The 21,884-nt window shown below is 50.5% G+C and carries 1 protein-coding gene; it reads right to left on the bottom strand.

Annotated elements, in window-relative coordinates:
• Positions 1-162: 162 nt before the first annotated feature.
• Complete coding sequence (locus NNO04_RS06365) at positions 163-21,855, bottom strand: Ig-like domain-containing protein (RefSeq protein WP_271443956.1); 21,693 nt, start codon at positions 21,853-21,855, stop codon at positions 163-165.
• Positions 21,856-21,884: the final 29 nt, after the last annotated feature.

Here is a 21,884-nt window from a genome sequence, read left to right on the forward strand (position 1 = left end):
GATACCGAGTCTCTGCCTCTTCTACTCAGCCAGAGCATTACCCTTTAGCGACTCCCTACCCTGAGCTATCAGCCGTATATTAAGATACAATTGAGGGTATGATATTAAAATAATAAAGGGCGACAGCCTGTTGATCGCCCTTTTCGTTTTTAATGATACCGATTAAACAACAATCAGCTGATGGTTTGCCAGTAAGGTTAATAAATCAGTGTGCGTATTATCGAGCGTCGCCACTGTCTGGAAGTCATTCGTCTCTCCCGTCCCGTCACGATCTATCTGAATATCCACATTTTCACCGTTCTGTACCACATGAACAAATTTATCGATATCGTCCGCAGGATTATCAAGCTTTGCGACGTTATTAACATAATGAGCGCTGGCCGTCCCGGTATATCCGCTGTCTTTAAGCAAGTCACTGATATCAATACGACTGGTATTTTCCGTTCCCTCCCAGGTGCCCACCTTAAAGCCATTGATCACATCGTGGCCCACACCACCGTCACTGGTGTTTGATATCAGTTTATATAACAGCGTATCGTGCCCTGAATTGCCGAGATTAATCGTATCGTTTCCGCCGCGGCCTTCAAACACATTATCACCGGCATTTCCTGTCAACGTATCGTTAAAGGCAGAACCCGCAATACCTTCTATATTTTTGAGCGTTATGGTGTTAAACCCTGTGCTTTGCGCACCTGTTTTAGACAGGTCAACCGTGACACCCGTCGTCGCTTGCGCAAAGTCGATGGTATCTACCCCACCAGTTGAAGACCAGGTGTTGTGCTGTGAGGCTGTTGTCCAGCCACCGGAGCCATCATAAACGTCTGTTCCCGTAGTAGCAGTAAAAGTGTCGTTATAACCGGTACCGACAAATTTACCGTTATTCATCGCTGAGTCACTCTCAACGCTCAAACAGATATTCTCATTGGCAACGCCAGCTTTAAGCCCACCCCATGCAACATTGATGCTGTCAGTCATGGTTTTAGAAATACCGTTTTCCTGATACACCAATTCAACTCGGTAGGTTTCTCTCGAATTTAGGCCATAGAAATCAACAATTGCTGAAGAATCGTTAACCCCCATACCTGATTGAGTATTCAATATTTGGCTGGCAACTCGCTTACCTTTTGAGTCATAAAGATTAACGGTATTACCAAAATAACAGTTAATACCATTTTGGTCGACTATTTTAAAATGTAGGGACGAACCGTTATCGACAACATTTGTATTTCTGACAAGTTCTGTCTGGCCATTCTGATAACTTATAAGTACATCTTTAGAGCCATCCCAGTCGAAATCCATGGTTGCAACAGCGGTTACCACAGAATTTATTCTAGTACCAAAAACCTGTTTAGTGAATTTCGCTGTGCCATCATTTAAATAAATGTATGATTTATAGTTACTGTTCCAACCGGCGTTTCCAGTTTTTACTATATCCATGTAACCATCATGGTTCCAGTCGATAGCCAGGGAGTATCCGCTACGTACCCCTTCAGAATCAACTGCAGTGGGTTCATTCAGATTTCCACTGCCATCATTTAGCAACAATTTTCCATTAAATCCATTATTTCGCCACATAGACATATAAAGGTCCATGTACCCATCATTATTAAAATCGGCCCATGTTAATGATGTATTGTAATTCGAGTCAGAAGTAGAATAAAAGGCATTTGCTATTTCTTGCTGCCAGATAAACGTGCCGTCACCATTACCAAGCATGGAGGATAACTCGTAGTTGTTTGAGTTATTCGTTGTGTGCATGACAACATCAGATTTCCCGTCATTATTCAAATCTACAATTGATAACTCTGCACCAGAAATCCAACCAGAAACCGTTTTACCTTTAGTAACCCCAGTAGCCGAACTTCGGGATAGTTTTTGTGCAAATGAACCATCTTTGCTATTGATGAAATACGCACTTGAGTTGAGGTTATTATCACCGAATATAAAATCGGCATAGCCATCGCCATTAAAGTCGGCTGTGACAATAGTGCCAGAGTCACCACCATCAATACCGCCACCACCAATACGTGTATCTTTGCGGGTAAACGTGTTAACACCACTATTTGTATACAAATAGAAATTATCATATCCCGTAGATTCTGCCACGATATCCATATAGCCATCACGATTATAGTCGAGGAAGCTTGAAGCATTGTAATAACCCGTGATTGGCAATACTGTTTTGGTATAAGTATTTCTGTCTATAGACGCACTTAAGGTATCATTTGCAGTAAACATCCACATCCCGTTAGCATCTAACGTCACCCCTCCTGCAAGCGCCGGGTTATAGTTTTCGCTATTGATTGCGGGCCCCACCATGGCCGTTTCTGCACCGATTGTCACGGCTGAATTTGTTATATCTCCACCATTTCCGGTTAACGTTGATACCTGCATGTTTACAGAATAGGCAGTACCTGAGACTGTCAAAATATTCTGGTCGGGTATCTGTAGATACCAGGTCTTATTTAGGATATCGATGACTACAGAACCATCAGCGGAGGAATACGTTTTTCCATTAACGGTCACTTCCAGAATATACGTGGATAAGAAATCACCAGTACCGTTGAAGGTGCCGCTCAATACAGGTGTTGTATCTGTTGTCGTAAATGCCGACATTACAGCGGTTAAGGTCGGCAGTACTGTGTTCAGAACATAATCAAAATTGCTGGAGGCACTGGAATTCCCCGCGACATCGACAACTTTGGCGCTATAGGTGTAAGTACCATCGGACAAACTTGTCAAATTGTCAGTCCAGGTCCAGGTCAACCCTGTGACGGCGGCCTGGCCCACGACTACACCATTTCGGTAAATTTCGACAACCTCACCGCTTCCGAGAGCTTTGGTCAATGTGCCATTCAGGCATGGGGTTTTATCATCACTGGAGATGACAGAATCGAAAGTCCCCTGCTTCTTACCGTTATTGTCCGTATAACTGACAATTTCTGGCATGGCGAGCGGCGCAACGGTATCGATGACAACTTTTTGCGTTGTAATAGTACTGGCGTTATCGGCATCATCAATAATTCGTAAGGAATAAGTATGCTCGCCATCGGCTAATACTGCAGTAGCGTAACTCCAATTGACTCCATCCAGCGTTACGCTTTGCCAGGTTCCGTCATCGATACAGATCTCAAGTCTTTCATCTGCCGCCAGTACCTGACTCACCGAACCTTTTAATGTTGGCGTATTATTCGCGGTAATAAAATCGACATTGCTCTTGCCCGTGTCGGTGTCTATTGATGTGACAGCAATTGTCGCCCCCGAGAGGGTGGTATCAATAACAACGTCTTTCTGCGCTGTTGAACCTATATTTCCCGCTTTATCAATAATCCTTACTGACCAGGAGTGAGAACCTTCTGTCAGAACAGTCGAGTCTGCATATTGCCATGACGTCCCGGTCACCATCACCGTTTTCCAGGCTCCGCCATCCACACTGATTTGAACCATTTCATCGACTAACAGCGCCTGATTTAGCGAACCATTAATCGTCAATGTTGTATCGTTAGTTTTGGAATCTCCCAGCGTGCCGGTATCGTCGCTTATACTGGTAATGGCAACGACCGTATCGGAGATCGTAGTATCAATCACAATATCGCGACTGGCTGTGGACCCTATATTTCCAGCATCATCAATAACGCGAACTTTGCAGGCCACCGTTCCCGTCAATTCACCGCAATCGTATGTCCAGTCAAGACCGTTTAAAGAGACGTTTGACCATGTAATACCATTATCAAGGCTAATCTGGACATGTTCACCATTACCTAAAGCCGCGCCAATTTTGCCTTTAATAGTCAGCATTGTATCGTTGGTAATAAAATCGCTGCCAGATATCCCGCTGTCCGTTGTAATACTGTCTATGGTGAGTGTTATCGCCTCAGAGGGTTTTGTTGTATCAATTACCACATCCCGGGAGACGGTATTACCTATATTTCCTGCCTCATCAATAACACGAACCTGATAAATCTGTTTCCCCTCACTCAGTGAACGTCCATCAATATAACTCCAGTCTGTTCCTGTGACGTTAAGGGACGTCCAGGTCATGCCACCATCGATACTGATCTGTGCTTTTTCATTCACACCCAGTGCTTTATCTAACGACCCCTTAATGGTGAGAGATCGGTCGTTGGTAATAAAATCATTCGAACTCAGACCTGAATCATCAGTAATAGAATCAACGCTAATCAGTGACGTTGGTACTGATTTATCTACGGTAAAATGCTTAGAAGCATTTGTCACGTTACCAATGGTATTCGAGATACTTGCCTCTATCGCATACTGCGCCCCGTCAGTGAACAACGATAAATCGGCGACACTAACATCGCAGCTCCATTTTCCACTTAACACTACTGTGGTGTAAGTTTTGTTATTTATCGTGATCGTGACGACGGTCCCATCCGACGCCGATGATGTCCCGGTAACTTTTTGTACGGTCGAAGCTTCTGCATTGTTAAGCCAGACATCGCCAGTAAAGTCATCTATCGTTAACGTGAATTTCTCGTCACTCAATGTAATCGTTTTACTGGCTGTTGAAGAGGTATTACCTGCTTTGTCTGTCACCACAGCGGTAACGGTATAATCGCCGTCTGCCAATGCAGTGAAGTCGTTTCCTGAGAGATCGACATACCATGAACCGTCTGCGGCAACCGTCGCGGAATAATTACTGCTGTTATTAAACGTGACGGTGACCGTCTGGCCTGGATCAGCGGTCGTTGTGCCTGAGACCCGAATACCATCGACCTGTTCAGTGATATTCACAACATTGTCCTGACCCGCAATATTGGTATCAAAAGCAATGACCGGAGGAGTGGCATCAATGACTATCGGGCGAGTTGATGAACCATGATTGCCAATGACATTATCGACCGATGCCTTGATAACGTAGCTGCCATCACTCAACAGCGCCATATCTTCCGCACCGATCGTAACGCTCCATTTTCCATCACTGCTTACGGTCGTGGTGTACGTTTTGGCATTCGCGGTGCCGTCACCAAAAATAACTGTGACTGTTCTGCCTGCTGCCGCATCTGTCGTACCGCTAATAATTTGTGATTTAGTATATTCACTGTTATTTATGCGGTCATCACCCGAGAAGAGATCGATCGTAATAACAGGTTTAGTATCATCAACTCTTATTTTCTTCGTTTTTGTCTCTTCGTTACCTGCGGCATCTTTTAGCGTAGCCGTAATATCATAATTGCCGTTTGTAAAATCAGCCAATTCTCCTGTCGGGATATTGATGCACCATTTCCCATCCACACCAACTACAGCGGTATAGCTCTGGTTTACGCCATTACCTGAAATAACCACATAGAGAGTACGCCCTGCCTCAGAAACGGATGCAGTCCCTGAAATTGTTTGTCCATTAAGTGCAGTGAGTTCATCCGTATTCAGAATGTTATCTGTTGCAACAGTATCGATAGAAATCACCGGAGCAATGGTGTCAACCGTAACTTTAACTTGAGGTGCGTAACCGGAGTTACCATGGCTGTCCTGGACCATGGCATCAACCAACACAGTCCCTTCAGCTAAACCTTGAATAACCGCCGCATTGATAATCAGGCTCCACGAACCATCAGCCTTCACGGTAGTATTATAATTTACGCCACCGAGCGTCACCCTAACCGTAGCCCCTGGTTCAGCATCAATGGTAGTACCCGTGATGGCCAGATTCGTGCTGCTGCTATGCTCCGCCGCATTGATAAAGTTGTCACCGGTTATCGGATCAATAACAATTTGCGGTACCTTCAGTGATACCTGTAATGGTGGGTCTGCCAACATCGTGCCATGGTTACCTGCCAGATCGTTGACTTCAGCTTTGACGTCATACAGACCATTTTGCATATTGGTCAAATCGGAGGCGGGAACAGAGACAGACCAGGAGCCGTCTGAAGTCACTATAGTGGTATAGGTTTTTCCATTAAATGTGACCGTTAATGTTTGCCCCAGGGTGTCACTCGATGAGGTGCCTTTAATTTGCAAAGGCTGACCCATTTCTGATGCGCTCAGAATATTATCGCCGCTGATAACAGAAATAGTGATCGTTGGCGGAACAGGTTCATAGGTAATAAACCGATGTTCTTCCGCACTGATGCCAAGATCATTAGTGACTCTCACTTTTACTTCGTTATTGTTGCCGATAGTCAACCCTTCCAGATCTTCTTTGGGGATCGTCAAGGTCCAGGTGCCCGATTCATCGTTTTCCGGGTTAGAAACGACTGTTGTATACGTCTTGCCAGCAAAAGTAACCGTGACAGTATCACCATCTTTCGCATTACTTGTTTGGCCTGAAAGAACCAGACCATTCTCATTACTGGCTTCTGCCTCATTAATAATATTATCGCCCGCAACAGAATCCAGTGAAATGGCAACACTGTCTAAGTTTACGGTAGCAGTCGTGGTTATTTCCGCAGATTTATTACCATAGGCATCTGTTGCCGTAGCCGTAAACGTCAAGTCAGTATTATCGCCCCAGGCTGCAACATCGTCTTTTGGTACCAGTACAACCCAGGTATGTCCGTCGGCTCCGACGGTACCAGAATATGTTTTACTGGTAATACCATCGCTGATAATAATTTGAACAACATCCCCACTGGATAAATTCGTTGCACTTCCTGTAATAATAAGGGGCTGGCCATGTTCAATCTTATTGATGACCTTATCGCCAGAGATATCATCAATTGTTAATTCTGGCATTTTAATCGCAATACCAATTTCATGCGGATAGTTTACACTTTCGTTACCTGCGCCATCCACCACGATCACGTTAATGGTATTAGCACCGTTATTCAACGCTTTTAAATCCTCAGCAGGAGCAGTTACGCTCCAGGTAAGATCGCTACCCACAGTTGTGGTGTACGTTTTACTCCCTAAAGTCACTTTTACAATATCGCCAGCGACACCATTGATCACCTTGCCATTGATGATCTGCCCGGTTTCTGCTTCAGCAGAGTTAACAATATCATCACCCGCAACAACATTAATAATTGCGATGGGTGCAACAGTATCGACGATAATATTTTTACTGATCGTCGTGATATTTCCATTCACATCTTTTGCTTGCGCATAGATGATATATGAACCATCATTTACAGATGCAATATCCGCAGGAGAGATATTGATAACCCAATGTCCACCTGATATTTCCGGGTGATAAATTTTACCATTAAATGTGACGGTCAATATGCTTCCATCCGGTAAATTTGCATCACCTGAAATAGAAAAACCATCAGCTTTCTCTGTTTTATTTAATATATTATCGTTACCCGCAGAGGTCGTAGTGATCGATAATTCAGGGCTTATCGTTTTTACATCAATATCATGCGTTGCCTGGCTTGCCGGGTTACCCGACGAATCTTTAGCATCGGCTGTGAGTGTATAAGTTCCATCCGCAAGGCCGCGAACAATATCTGCACTAATACCGATACTCCACTTACCCTCTACATCGACCGCCGTTGTAAATGATTTGATGACACCATTGGCATTCGTAATCTTAACCACGACGGTCGCGCCTTCAGCGAGCCCAGTGGACGTCCCCGTTATGACCTGAGCCTGTTCATGTTCGGTGGCATTTATCACATTGTCGATCGCCTGTTTGCTGTCAAAAGACAGCGTCGGCTCGGTGAGATCGACAAGAATATTAACGGTTTTTGTCGTCTGGTTACCAGCATCGTCACTCACACTGACGACAACAGATTTTGTGCCGTCCGTCAGTGTATTTACGTCACTGACACTAACAATCACGCTCCACTTTCCATCTGAATCAATTAACGTGTCATAAGTTTTACCGTTAAGAGTGACCTGAACTTTTTTCCCTTCACCTGCATCACTGAAACCACTGATTTGAACAGAATCGGCATGTTCAGCACGATTAATAATATTATCCTGGGCAATGGTATCAATCGTCAGTACAGACGATATACTGTCCACCAGAACCCCCTGAGAACATTCAGCTTTATTGCCAGCTTTATTTAAAACGATAGCCGTAGCATCCAGTGTCCCGTTAGGCAATGTCGCCATATCCGCAGAAGGGATCTGGATTGACCAGGTACCGTCAGCATTAACTTTCGCGGTGTAATTTTTACCGCCTAATTTAAGCATGACCGTACAATTGGCTTCAACGCCCAGGGTTTTCCCGGTAATAATCAAACTCACCGATTTTTCAACTGCGTTGATAATGTTATCTGTCGCAATAGCATCAATACTGATCGCCGGACCATTAAGATTAACCTGAACCGGATTAACCGTAATCGTCGCATTACCCATGCCATTATTTACACTGGCTTTCACATCAAGTTCACCGGCAGGCCACGCGCTCACTTCTTCTTTCGTGAACCCCACTTGCCATGTGCCATCGGTTTTAACAACGGCTTCGTGCTCTATACCATTAACCGTGATGGTAACAATAGCGCCAGATTCGACATTTTTACTCGAACCGGTAATCACCACCGGCGCATCATGTTCAATGACATTAATAATATCGTCACCAGAAACCTCATTGACTATCAGCGTCGGAAGGTTTGCATCGACGGTAATGTCATGCCGGGTTTGTGCATGATTTCCGGAATCCGTGGTGATCTCTGCAGTTATCGTCGTCTTACCATCGCCAAGTGACTGAACATCAGCTGCTGAGATGTTGATGCTCCAGCTTAAATCACTTTTCACCACAGTTTCGTACGTATGACTTCCGAAGTGAATAATCACTTTTTCGCCAGGCTGTGCATTTGTCACATGACCGGAAAGCACCTGAGCGGTAGCGGCTTCTGCGGCATCGACAATATCATCCACAGCAAAACTGTTAAAAGTAATAACTGGAACACGTGTATCAACCGTGACATTATGTGTTGTTGACTGCCCATTATGATATTGATCTGTCACGCTGGCGGTAATAGCATAATTGCCATTACTCAATAACTGTAAATCTGCCGAGGATACCGTCAGACTCCACACACCTGAATTAACGGTTGCGATATAACTCTTCGTGCCAAAATTCACGACGACCTGCGCACCATCTGCCGCATTACTGGTTCCGCTTAAAGTCAGTGCAGTGCCTGCCTCCTGAGCATTGATGATATTATCCAGCGCGACGGTATCCATCGTAATAGTTGGCAATGCCGTAATAACATTGATGACTTTACTGTCGTTTGAACTATTCCCCACGCTATCCGTAATGGTGACGAAGAAAGTATTTTCACCTTCAGGTAAGGTTTTTACCACGCTTGCCGGAACACCAATACTCCAGTTACCGTTTTCATCGACCTGTGTGGTATAGGTTTTTGTTCCAATTTTTACAACAACGGTATCCCCGATGTCTGAATTCGTACTGGTACCCGTTATCAGTATCGCCGAATTATGTTCAGCGTTATTGATGACGTTATCGTCAGTAATAGGGTCATCAAACTTGACCGTTGGCAAAGTGACATCAATGTTTAATACCTCTTCTGTACTGCCTTTATTGCCATAACGATCGGTCACGCTGGCCGTCACGGTGTAGTCACTGTTCGTCAGCCCAGTGACGTCTGTTCCGGGAAGGGTAACAGACCATGTGCCACCGGTTTCCACTACCGTGGTGTAAGATTTACCGTTTAACGTTATCTCGATGCTTGTCCCTGTCGGCACGCCAGCAACACCGCTAATAACGACGGATTTCGTGCTCTCTTCGGCGTTAATAACGTTGTCGCCGCCGGCCATTGAAGTAATGACAATAACGGGAACATCCTGGTCGACAAGTACCGCTCTGGCTGCGCTCGCGCTTTCGCCATTTGTATTTGTGACATGAACCTGAACGGTGATCAAACCGTTCTGTAGGGCAGCCATGTCGGTTGCGGTGACTGTTGTTTCCCAGTGCCCGTTTGCATCTACGGTTGCGGTATACATTTTATTCGCAAACGTGATAGTGACTAATTGACCTTCTTCCATACCGGCAGTAGAACCACTGATAATTAATGACTGAGATTGTTCATCAGCATTAATCACATCGTCTGCAGTGATGGGATCGACGGTAATAGCAGGGAGAGATGTATTAATCGTGAAATCATGAAGTTTAGTGATAGTGTTTCCGTTAACATCATCTCCTGATATTTTGATTGTTTCTGTTCCATCCCAGAGAGCAACATCTGCTGAAAGCACATTGGCTTGCCATAACCCTCCGGCCTTAACTTCCGCCTGGTAAGTTTTGCCATTGATCTCTATGGTTAGAATGGCTCCCGGTGCAAAACCACTGCTGCTACCGGTAATATAAATATTGCCAGAATGCTCAATAAAGTTAACGACGTCATCACCCGATACCGGGTTGATGTAAATTTCTGACAGATTGGCATCAATATTAATATCGCGCTCGCCTTTACCTGTATTTCCTTGCGCGTTTGTCACTTCAGCGGTAATCGTACTTAAGCCATTGCCTAACGCTTTCAGGTCGGCAGATTGAACCACCACGCTCCAGCTCAAGTCGCTGTTAACCGTTGCCATGTAATCGTGAGCACCAATATGCACAGTGACAATATCACCGGGTTTAGCGCCAATGACACTCCCCGTAATGCTGGGGTTACTGTTAAGTTCATTGGCGGTAATGATGTTATCGACGCAAACCGCATTGATTATCACCGTGGGTACAGTGGTATCAATTGCAAAGGTATGCGGAACTGATGTTGTATTACCGCTACTGTCACTCACCGATGCCGTAAAGGTGATTTCGCCCTGGGCAAGAGTTTGCACCTCCGCCGCAGCTAGCGTGATATTCCATTTTCCGTCAGAGACTATGGCTGTATAGGTTTTTCCATTCAGAACAACGGTGATTGTCCCACCTTCCAGATCGCTTGTGCCCGTAATCGCTAATGAACCTGACTTTTCGGCGATGTTAACGATGTCGTCGCCAGCCACTTTATCAACCGTTAAGGTGGGTCCCGTCAGATCAAGGGTGAAATCATGTGTGACGGTGCCTTTGTTGCCTGCGGAATCGGAAATTTCTGCTTTGATCGTAGCGGAACCGTCCTCCAGTGCGGCGATGTCCGAGGCTGGAACGCCGACACTCCACTTGCCGTTCACATCCGTGGTAGTGGTGTATGTTTTGCCGTTCAGAGTGACGGTCACTGTCGCCCCGGCACTGACGCCAGTGGAGGTACCCGTGATAATCTGCGCGGTAGCGTGCTCGGCACCATTAATGACATTATCAGCCGTCACGCTGTCGATGGTCACTGTCGGAACAGTCATATCGACAGTGATGTCATGCGTAGCCGAGCCTTTGTTACCGTTTGCAGCGGTCACTTCCGCCGTAATGGTGACGTTACCTTCCCCAAGCGCCGCCAGGTCAACGGCTGGAACCTTAACCGACCAGGTGAGATCGGCCTTCACGGTCGTGGTGTACGTTTTGCCGTTCAGGATGACAGTGACGATGTCGCCTTCATCAGCACCGGTTACCGTCCCGCTGAGGGTCTGCTCAGCAGCCACCTCGGACACATTCAAAATATCGTCACCCAGAGGATTAATCGTGACCACTGGCGACTGACTGTCCACGATGAAATTGTGGGAGATGAGGGTGCTATTACCACTATTGTCGATAGCGATCACAGCGACACTCAAATTGCCTTCAGGAAGCAGGGCCACATCAGCAGCGGGGATCGTCAGCACCCAGTTATTGTCGACGACCGTTGCGGTATATTCCTTGCCATTCAGTGTCACTTTGACGTGAGTGACATTCAACCCGCAATTCCCGCTAAACATCAGGTCAGCACCTTTCTCGGTGCTATTGACAATATCGTCCTCGGCTACGGTATTGATAGTGATGATAGGATCGGCCAAATTAACCGTAACATCACGGGAAACACTGCCCTTATTGCCAGCCGAATCCGTGATTTCCGCTTTGAATGTCGCAATCCCGTCATCAAGTCGATAGATATCTTCAGCCGGAATGCCCACTCTCCAGTGACCGCTTCCATCCGTTGCGGTAATGTAGCTTTTACCGTTCAGGGTTACTGTCACTACGCTCCCGGCACTGACTCCGGTAGCTGTACCGCTGATAATCTGCGTAGTACCGTGCTCAGAGCTGTTAATGATATCGTCGCCTGTCACGGCATCAATGGAGACTACGGGCGCCGCCGTATCGACAATGATATTGCGCGTGACGCTACCACTGTTGCCGTCAGACGACGTTACCGTTGCCACAATCGCTGTTTGACCTTGCGTCAGGGCAGACAGATCTTCTGCCGGTACAGTTACCGTCCACGAGAGATCGACCGCAACCGTTGTGGTGTACGTTTTACCATTCAGAGTGACCTCAACGGTGTCACCCACGGCTGCATCAATCACTTTACCGCTAATGGTCTGATTTTCTGCAACCTCCGCCGCGCTTAACATATCATCGCCCAGAGCATTGATAGTGATTGTCGGTAGATGGCTGTCCACATTAAAGTTATGGATTGCGGTGGTGGTGTTACCTGATTCATCAGTGGTGCTTGCGGTAACTACCTGGCTACCTTCCGGCAATTTAGCCACATCCACTGCCGGTATCGTGAGGACCCAACTACCGTCAAGCACCGTCGCGGTATACTCTTTACCATTCAGCACTACGTTGATGTGTGTAACATCCTCTCCGCAGGTACCGCTCAGTACCAGTGCCGTTCCTTTTTCTACCGCATTAATGATATCGTCGTCCGCGATAGTGTTGATGTCCAACGCCGGAGCGCTCAGGTGAACAGTGACATCGCGGGTCGTACTTCCTTTGTTGCCTGCGGCATCAGTCACTTCGGCTTTAAAGGTTGCTGTCCCTGCAGCCAGCGCAGCGATATCGGCGGCCGGCACCGTCATGCTCCAGGTCCCATCGCTACCCACTGTGGTGGTCCAGGCGTGACCATTCAGCGTGACAGTGACAGTCGCACCTGCGTTAACCCCTGTGGCGGTACCACTGATCATTTGTGCAACGTTGTGCTCGGCGATATTGATGATGTCATCCGTTGCCACGGTATTCATCGTGACCACAGGTGCAAGCGTATCGACAAGTACGGTGTGGCTACTGTTACCACGGTTACCGCTGGCGTTGGTGACTTCTGCGGTTATGGTCGCCTGACCTTGCGCCAGAGCGGTCAGATCCGTTGCCGCCACGGTGACTGTCCAGGTCAGATCAGACTTCACGGTGGTGGTGTACGTTTTGCCGTTCAGAGTAACGACAACCGAGTCTCCCTCTGCAGCCCCCATCACTTTACCGCTGATATTCTGAGCGACCGCAACTTCCGCCGCGTTCAACACATCATCACCCAGGGCATCGATAGTGATAATTGATGCCTGGTTATCCACTGTAAAACTGTGATTTGCAGTGGTGCTGTTACCTGCCGTATCAATGGCGGTTGCCGTCACATTGAGGTTACCTACCGGAAGTGCTTTGACATCAGCGGCTGGAATCTCAACGCTCCAGGTCGCGCCGGTAACAATGGCGGTATATTCTTTACCGTTGAGGATAATTGTCACTGCAGTGACGTCGGTACCGCAGGTTCCTGACAAGGACAGAGCCGCGTTTTTCTCTGCAGAATTGACGATATCGTCTGCTGTGACGGTATCTATCGCCAGTGTCGGACCGGTCACATCAATCACAACGTCATGTGTCACACTACCTTTATTGCCTGCTGCATCAGCAACTTCCGCTTTGATAGTCACTGTTCCGGAGTTCAGTGCCGCTACGTCTGATGTCGGAACACTGATCAACCAATTTCCCTCAGCCGTTACTGCAGCCGTATAGGTTTTACCATTCAGGGTGACCGTCACGGTGGCTCCAGCACTAGCGCCAGCGGCAGTACCGCTGATTATCTGCGTCATGCCATGCTCGGCACTGTTTATAATATCGTCCGTGGCGACGGGGTTGATGGTCAGCACCGGTCCGATCGTATCGACCGTAAAACTTTGAGTACAACTGCTGATGACATTACCATCCAGCATAAGTTCTGCGGTTACCGTAGCAGCCCCTTCACCGAGCGCCGCCAAATCCGCAGCCGGTACCGTCACTTTCCAGGTAAGGTCAGACGCGACGGTGGCGTTGTACGTTTTACCATTTAGGGTGACGACGACAGTGTCACCTGCCGACGCCATCGTCGCTTTACCCGTAATCTCCTGATTGACGGCCACTTCGGCCTGGTTCAGGCGATTATCCACCGTCACTGAATCAATCAGAATGACCGGATCCATATCACCATCGATATGAATGACATGCGTATCCGTCGTGCTATTGCCAATGCCGTCCATTGCCTTCACGAGGATCGTCAGATCGCCTGCGGGTAATGCTTCCGTTTGTGCAGTGTTCAGCTCAACAGACCAGGTCGTTCCATCAATGGTGGCATTGTATGTTTTGCCATCAATAACCACGGTGATGAATTCCGCATCCGTACTGCAGGTACCACTGATGGTTAAGGTTCCTTTTTTCTCTTCAATATCAACGATGTCATCACCCGCGACAGTATTAATGGTAATTGCCGGTCCGGTGATATCAGTGATCACATCGCGGGTCGCGCTGCCTGTATTGCCCGCGATATCCACGATCTGCGCGGTGATGGTGGTTGTCCCTTCCGCGATAGCCGCCATATCAATAGCCGGGACATCTATACTCCATGTGCCATTCGTATTGGTGGTAGTAGTGTAGGTTTTTCCATTGAGTGTGACAGTGACAGTCGTACCGGCACTCACACCAGCGGCAAAACCACTGATAGTCTGAGCGGTACCGTGTTCGATGTTGTTGAAAATGTCATCCGTTGCGACAGCGCTAATCACAACCACAGGAGCAGTCGAATCGACCGTAACAGATTTGCTTGCTGCCGTAGTGTTGCCTGCATTATCGCTTGCGCTCGCAGAGATCGTGTTCACCCCTTCCGTCAAAGCACTGACATCAGCAGCCAAAACGGTCAGGCTCCAGGTCCCGCCGGTTACCGTCGCAGTATATTCTTTACCGTTTAGCGTCACCTTCACACTGGTGGCACTCGCATCGCAGGAGCCACTTAACACAAGGTCTTCACCTTTCTCGGTGGCGTTGACGATGTCGTCCACCGCGACGGTATTTATCGTCAGCGCTGAACCTACCAGGTCAATGGTAAAATCATGTGTGGCGGAACCTTTGTTGCCCGCAGTGTCGCCAACCTCGGCCTTGACCGTGGCCATTCCTGTTTCCAGCGCGGCGATATCCGCTGCCGGTACGCCGATACTCCATTTGCCGTTTGCATCTGTGATGGCGGTGTATGTTTTGCCATTCAGAGTAACCGTCACGACCGCTCCGGCGCTGACGTCACTTGCAGTACCACTGATAATCTGAGCGTTACTATGTTCCGCGCCATTAATGACATTATCCGCCGTGATCGGATCGATGGTCACGACCGGGACGCTGACATCCACCGTGATATCGTGGGTCGCCGAGCCTTTGTTGCCGCTGGCAGTGGTCACTTCCGCCGAAATCGTGGCGGTGCCATTGCCCAGCACCGCCAGGTCAGCTGCCGGCACCGTAACTGTCCAGCTCAGGTCTGCCGCCACCGTGGCGGTGTAGGTTTTGCCGTTGAGCGTCACAGTGACGCTGTCGCCTTCCGCCGCACCGGTCACGTGACCGCTCAGGGTCTGGTCTGCCGCCACCTCGACGGCGTTAAGCATGTCATCGCCCAGAGCATTGAAGGAGATGGAAGGTATGTGACTGTCCACGCTGAAAGCATGACTGACCGTCGTGATATTCCCAATCGTATCAATGGCCGTTACCGTGACATTTACACCACCTTCTGGCAGTTTCGCCACATCTTCCGCAGGCACCGTGAGAACCCAGGCGCCGCTAATTGCCGTCGCGGTATACACTTTACCGTTTAATGTCACCTTCACGCTGGCGACGTCGCTACCACAGGTGCCACTCAGCACCAAATCAGCACCTTTTTCTACGGCATTGACAATATCATCCACTGCGACGGCATTAATCGTCAGGGCGGGCCCCGTCAGCTCGACAGTGAAATCATGTGTGGTGGAGCCCTTGTTGCCTGCAGAGTCAAAAACGTCTGCCTTGATCGTGACCGAACCGTCTGTCAGACCCGCGATATCCGCCTCTGGAACACCGATACTCCATGTCCCCCCCGCTTCCACCGTGGCGCTGTATGTGTGTCCGTTCAGCGATACAGTGACGGTTGCTCCAGTATTCACCCCGCTGGCGGTACCGCTGATGATCTGTGCCGCACCATGCTCTGCGTCGTTAATGATGTTATCTGCTGTTACTGCCTCAATGGTCACTACCGGAGCAGTTGTATCGACAGTAATACTGTGAGTCGAGGTGCCCTGGTTGCCGCTGGCGGTGGTCACTTCTGCCGACACCGTGGCCGTGCCGTTGCCCAGTGCCGCCAGGTCTGCCGCAGGGACTGTTATCGCCCAGCTCAGGTCTGCCGCCACCGTGGTGGTGTAGGTTTTGCCGTTGAGCGTCACAGTGACACTGTCGCCTTCCACGGCACCGGTCACGTGACCGCTGAGGGTCTGGTCTGCTGTCACATCGACCGCGTTGAGCATGTCATCGCCCAGCGCATCAATGGTAATAGCCGGACTCCGGCTGTCCACGCTGAACGCATGCGTTGCAGTCGTGCTGTTACCCGCCGCATCCGTCGCCACCACGCTAACCGTCAGATCTCCTTCCGGCAGTTTCGTTACGTCGACCCTGGGAATGGAGATAATCCACCCCCCATCAACTGCCGTTGCGGTATATTCTTTACCATTAAGCATCACGCTGATGCTGGCGACGTCAGTACCGCAGGTACCGCTGAGCGTCAGGTCAGCACCTTTCTCAGCCGCGTTGACGATATCATCCAGCGCGACTGTACTGACTGTCAGCGCCGGGCCGGTCAGGTCTGACGAGATGTTGTGGGTTGCGCTGCCGCTGTTCCCCGCCACATCGCTGACGCGCGCCGTGATTGTCGCCGCCCCTTCGGTCAGCAGCGCTATATCCGCAGCCGGCACCCCCACACTCCACCTGCCGTCCGCTCCGGTTGTGGTGGTATAGGTCTTACCGTTCAGGGTCACCGTCACGGGGGTGCCCGCACTCACCCCGGTCGCCGTGCCGCTGATAATCTGCGCCACGCCATGTTCACTGCTGTTCAGGATGTCGTCGGTCGTGACGTTATCGATGGTCACCGCCGGGGCACTGACGTCCACCGTAATATTGTGGCTCGCCGAACCCTGGTTGCCGCTGGCGGTGGTCACTTCCGCCGAGATTGTGGCCGTGCCGTTGCCCAGCGCCGCCAGGTCTGCCGCAGGGACTGTTATCGCCCAGCTCAGGTCTGCCGCCACCGTGGTGGTGTAGGTTTTGCCGTTGAGCGTCACAGTGACACTGTCGCCTTCCGCCGCACCGGTCACGTGACCGCTCAGGGTCTGGTCTGCTGTCACGTCGGCCGCGTTGAGCATGTCATCGCCCAGCGCATCAATGGTAATAGCCGGACTCCGGCTGTCCACGCTGAACGCATGCGTTGCCGTCGTGCTGTTACCCGCCGCATCGGTCGCCGTGGCCGTCAGCGCCAGGCTGCCTTCCGGCAGTTTCGCCACATCCGCCGCCGGAACCGTGACGGACCAGCTGCCGTTGCTGACGGTCGCGGTATAGTCTTTACCATTAAGCATCACGCTGATGCTGGCGACGTCAGTACCGCAGGTACCGCTGAGCGTCAGGTCAGCACCTTTCTCAGCCGCGTTGACGATATCATCCAGCGCGACTGTACTGACTGTCAGCGCCGGGCCGGTCAGGTCTGACGAGATGTTGTGGGTTGCGCTGCCGCTGTTCCCCGCCACATCGCTGACGCGCGCCGTGATTGTCGCCGCCCCTTCGGCCAGGGCAGTGACATCCGCAGCCGGCACCCCCACACTCCACCTGCCGTCCGCTCCCGTGGTGGTGGTATAGGTCTTACCATTCAGGGTCACCGTCACGGGGGTGCCCGCACTCACCCCGGTCGCCGTGCCGCTGATAATCTGCGCCACGTCATGTTCACTGCTGTTCAGGATGTCGTCGGTCGTGACGTTATCGATGGTCACCGCCGGGGCACTGACATCCACCGTGATATTGTGGCTCGCCGAACCCTGGTTGCCGCTGGCCGTGGTCACTTCCGCCGAGATTGTGGCCGTGCCGTTGCCCAGCGCAGCCAGGTCTGCCGCAGGGACTGTTATCGCCCAGCTCAGGTCTGCCGCCACCGTGGTGGTGTAGGTTTTGCCGTTGAGCGTCACAGTAACGCTGTCGCTTTCCACGGCACCGGTCACGTGACCGCTCAGGGTCTGGTCTGCTGTCACGTCGGCCGCGTTGAGAATGTTATCGCCCAGCGCATCAATGGTGATGGCCGGACTCCGGCTGTCCACGCTGAACGCATGCGTTGCCGTCGTGCTGTTACCCGCCGCATCGGTCGCCGTAGCCGTCAGCGCCAGGCTGCCTTCCGGCAGTTTCGCCACATCCGCCGCCGGAACCGTGACGGACCAGCTGCCGTTGCTGACGGTCGCGGTATAGTCTTTGCCATTAAGCATCACGCTGATGCTGGCGACGTCAGTACCGCAGGTACCGCTCAGCGTCAGGTCAGCACCTTTCTCAGCCGCGTTGACGATATCATCCAGCGCGACTGTACTGACTGTCAGCAAAGGGCCGGTCAGGTCTGACGAGATGTTGTGGGTTGCGCTGCCGCTGTTCCCCGCCACATCGCTGACACGCGCCGTGATTGTCGCCGCCCCTTCGGTCAGCAGCGCTATATCCGTAACCGGTACGCCCACACGCCAGTTCCCGTTGGCATCCAGCGTCGTGGTATATGTCTTGCCATTCAGCGTGACCGTAACAATCGCACCGGTCGTCGCGCCTGTCGCACTTCCGCTGATGATCTGCGCTACACCGTGTTCAGCGCTGTTAATCACATCATCGCTGGCAAATTTATCAATCGTAATGACCGGGGAACTGATATCCACCGTAACATCACACGGCTGGCTTTGTCCGGTCGTACCATTACTGGCCGTAACCTTAGCACTGACACTGACGGTACTGCCCTCTGTCAGTGAGGACAAATCAGCCTTCGGAACCGTAACCGACCAGGTAAAATCAGCGTTCACCGTCGTGGTATATTTCGTGCCATTGAAAGTGACTTCAACGGTATTGCCCGGCGATGCATTAAGCACCTGACCCGTGATAATCAAATCACTGGCCACTTCCGTCGCATTAATACAGTTATCTGTCGCAACAGGGTGGATAACAATCGCCGGCGCGGTGTCATTATCCACCCGCACAGGATGTGGTATGGCATTTGTGCTGTTGCCAACAGCATCAGTCGCCACTGCAAAAATTGTGATATCCCCGGCCGGTAATGAACTGATTTCGCCCGAATTAAGCGCCAATGACCAGGTCGTTCCATCCACTACAGCATCATGTGAAATACCCGCAATAATCACCCTGACGGTGACCGTACCCGCTTCGCAGGTGCCATTAATCGTCAGTGCCTGTTCTTTTTCCACCGCATCAATCACGTCATCGCCGGAAACCGTGCTGATAGTGATGGCCGGCCCGGTCAAATCAACGGTGATGTCATGTGAACCATGCCCAATATTACCCACAGGGTTGACGATATCCACCGTGATAGCCTGCATGCCATCCGCCAGTGCGGTAATGTCTTTCGCAGGAACACCCACGCTCCATGTGCCGTCGGCTTTGGTGGTGGTGGTGTAATCTTTACCGTTCAGGTTAACTGTCACCAATGAACCGGCTGGCGCATTCGTCGACGAACCACTGATAATCTGGGCAGTTGCGTGTTCCGTAGCGTTGATGATGTCATCGCTGGCTACCGTGTTAAGGGTGACCGTTGGTCGCGTGGTGTCTACTGTTACCGTGAGGGAACTCTGTGCAGTAACATAACTGCTGTTGGTGATGGTGGCCTGAATAATCTGAGTACCCTGGGCCAGCGCCGACAGGTCAACGGAAGGAATGGAAATATTCCAGACCAGCATACCTTGCGCGCTTTCCGTAACTGTAGTGGTGTACTCACGCGCGCCGATTTTCACCGTCACTACATCGCCAGCCTTAGCGTTGAATACTTGACCGGACAGCACCTGACTCTCTCCGGCCTCGAAGGCGTTCAAAATATTGTCGCCAGCGAAGGTATCAATACTGATGGCTGGAGTCATGAAACTATCAACATGTAGCAAACGGGAGGAGACAGTACTGTTCTCTGTACTGTCGGTTGCCGTGGCAACAACGATCAGATCGCCGGAAGGCAGCGCGGCGGTTTGGGCTGCGCTCAAGGTAACCGACCAGGAATTTCCGCTTACCGTGGCGGTATAGACTGCCCCCCCGATCAGAAGCGTAACACCAGTGACGTCAGTCCCGCAGGAACCACTGATGGTCAAGGGTTCCTGTTTTTCAATAGCATCAATGATGTCATCTGTGGCCATGGGATCGATGGTGATGATGGGTCCCATCAAATCGACCTGTACATCATGGGTCGCCGTTCGGGTGTTACCTGCGGCATCCGTCACGGTGGCGCTGAGGGTGATTTTCCCCTCAGCTAACGCCTGCATATCCTCAGCCGGGACCCCCACTTGCCACTTGCCGCTGGCCTCTACCGTGGTTGTGTAAACTTTATCGCCAATCGTGACACGAATACTGTCGCCAGCCATTGCACCAGAAGTTGTACCGCTGATGACTTGCGCCTGCTGATGTTCATTTTTGTTGATGATGTTATCCGCAGTGATACTGTCAATCGCCACGGAAGGTGCCAACGTGTCAATCATAAAGGAACCTGCGCCTTCGCCACAGTTTCCGCAGTAGTTGACTACGCTGGCGGTATAGGACTGGCTACCATCCGTCAGTGCAACAAGGTCCGCTGCGGGAAGCGTAATCTTCCAACTCAGGTCGCCCTGAATCACCGCTTGATAGGTATGCCCATTTAGCTTAAGCACCAGAGTATCGCCTGGCCGCGCGCCAGCTACGGTGCCCGAAAGCGTCTGCTCCTGGTGGAGCTCTTGCGCGTTTAAGATATTGTCGCCAATTCCCTTGAACGTAATCACAGGCAGACAGGTATCGACCACAAAAGAGGTTCCCGTTTGTGCGACCACTGTACTGGAATTCTGCGCGTCGAATGCATGTACGCTGACGGTACAAAGACCATCAGAGATCGCACTGACATCCGCAGCGGAAAGCGTGACACACCACGATCCATCCGCACCTGCCACACAACGATAGTCTTTACCGTTGACCGTCACGACAATCGACGTACCCGCAGCCAGGTCGCTGGTGCCGTTGAGCGTCATCGGCTGTAGTGAAAGCTCAGCGTTGATAATCCCGCCGTGCTCAATCGGGTTAATCGTAATCAACGCAGCTTGAGTGCTACCGCCGCCATTGTCCGGTTCTTCATGGTGATCATCGCTGCTGTGACCGCTTCCGCCGCTACTACCGCCACCAGCCACCGCCCCGATCGCGCCGCCTGCCAGAAGGCCCAATCCAGTCCACAGCCACATGGGATCAATACCGTTATGCTCTGTTTCCATCAGGGGCGCTAATCCGCGAATGGTCTCCTTTTCAGGCTGCAAAGTGAGGATCTCTGCGGTGGAGTCAGGGGCATCCGTCGTGAAAATAATTTGCTCAAACTCGGCCGTCTGTGATTCAAAAGCCAGCCGGTTATCTTCAGATGCAAAGTAGTCACGACACTCAATGACGGAACCATCCTCAAGATAGATAAGCAGATCGTTGCCGTGGCGCTCATAACGCAGCACTGCCCCGGATGAAGCATGAACCAGCACAATGCTATTAGGCGATACGGCAAGCGTAATGCCTGTGGCCCCTTCGAAATGCGTCACTTTCTCGCCATTACGCGGCACAACATCAACGATGTGTTTAGCCATTGCAGGTGTGGTCTTCATCATATTCATTTCCCGGATTCTGTGCTGGGTTC

It is taken from the genome of Citrobacter sp. Awk 4 (assembly GCF_028069725.1).
GTDB lineage: Bacteria > Pseudomonadota > Gammaproteobacteria > Enterobacterales > Enterobacteriaceae > Citrobacter_D.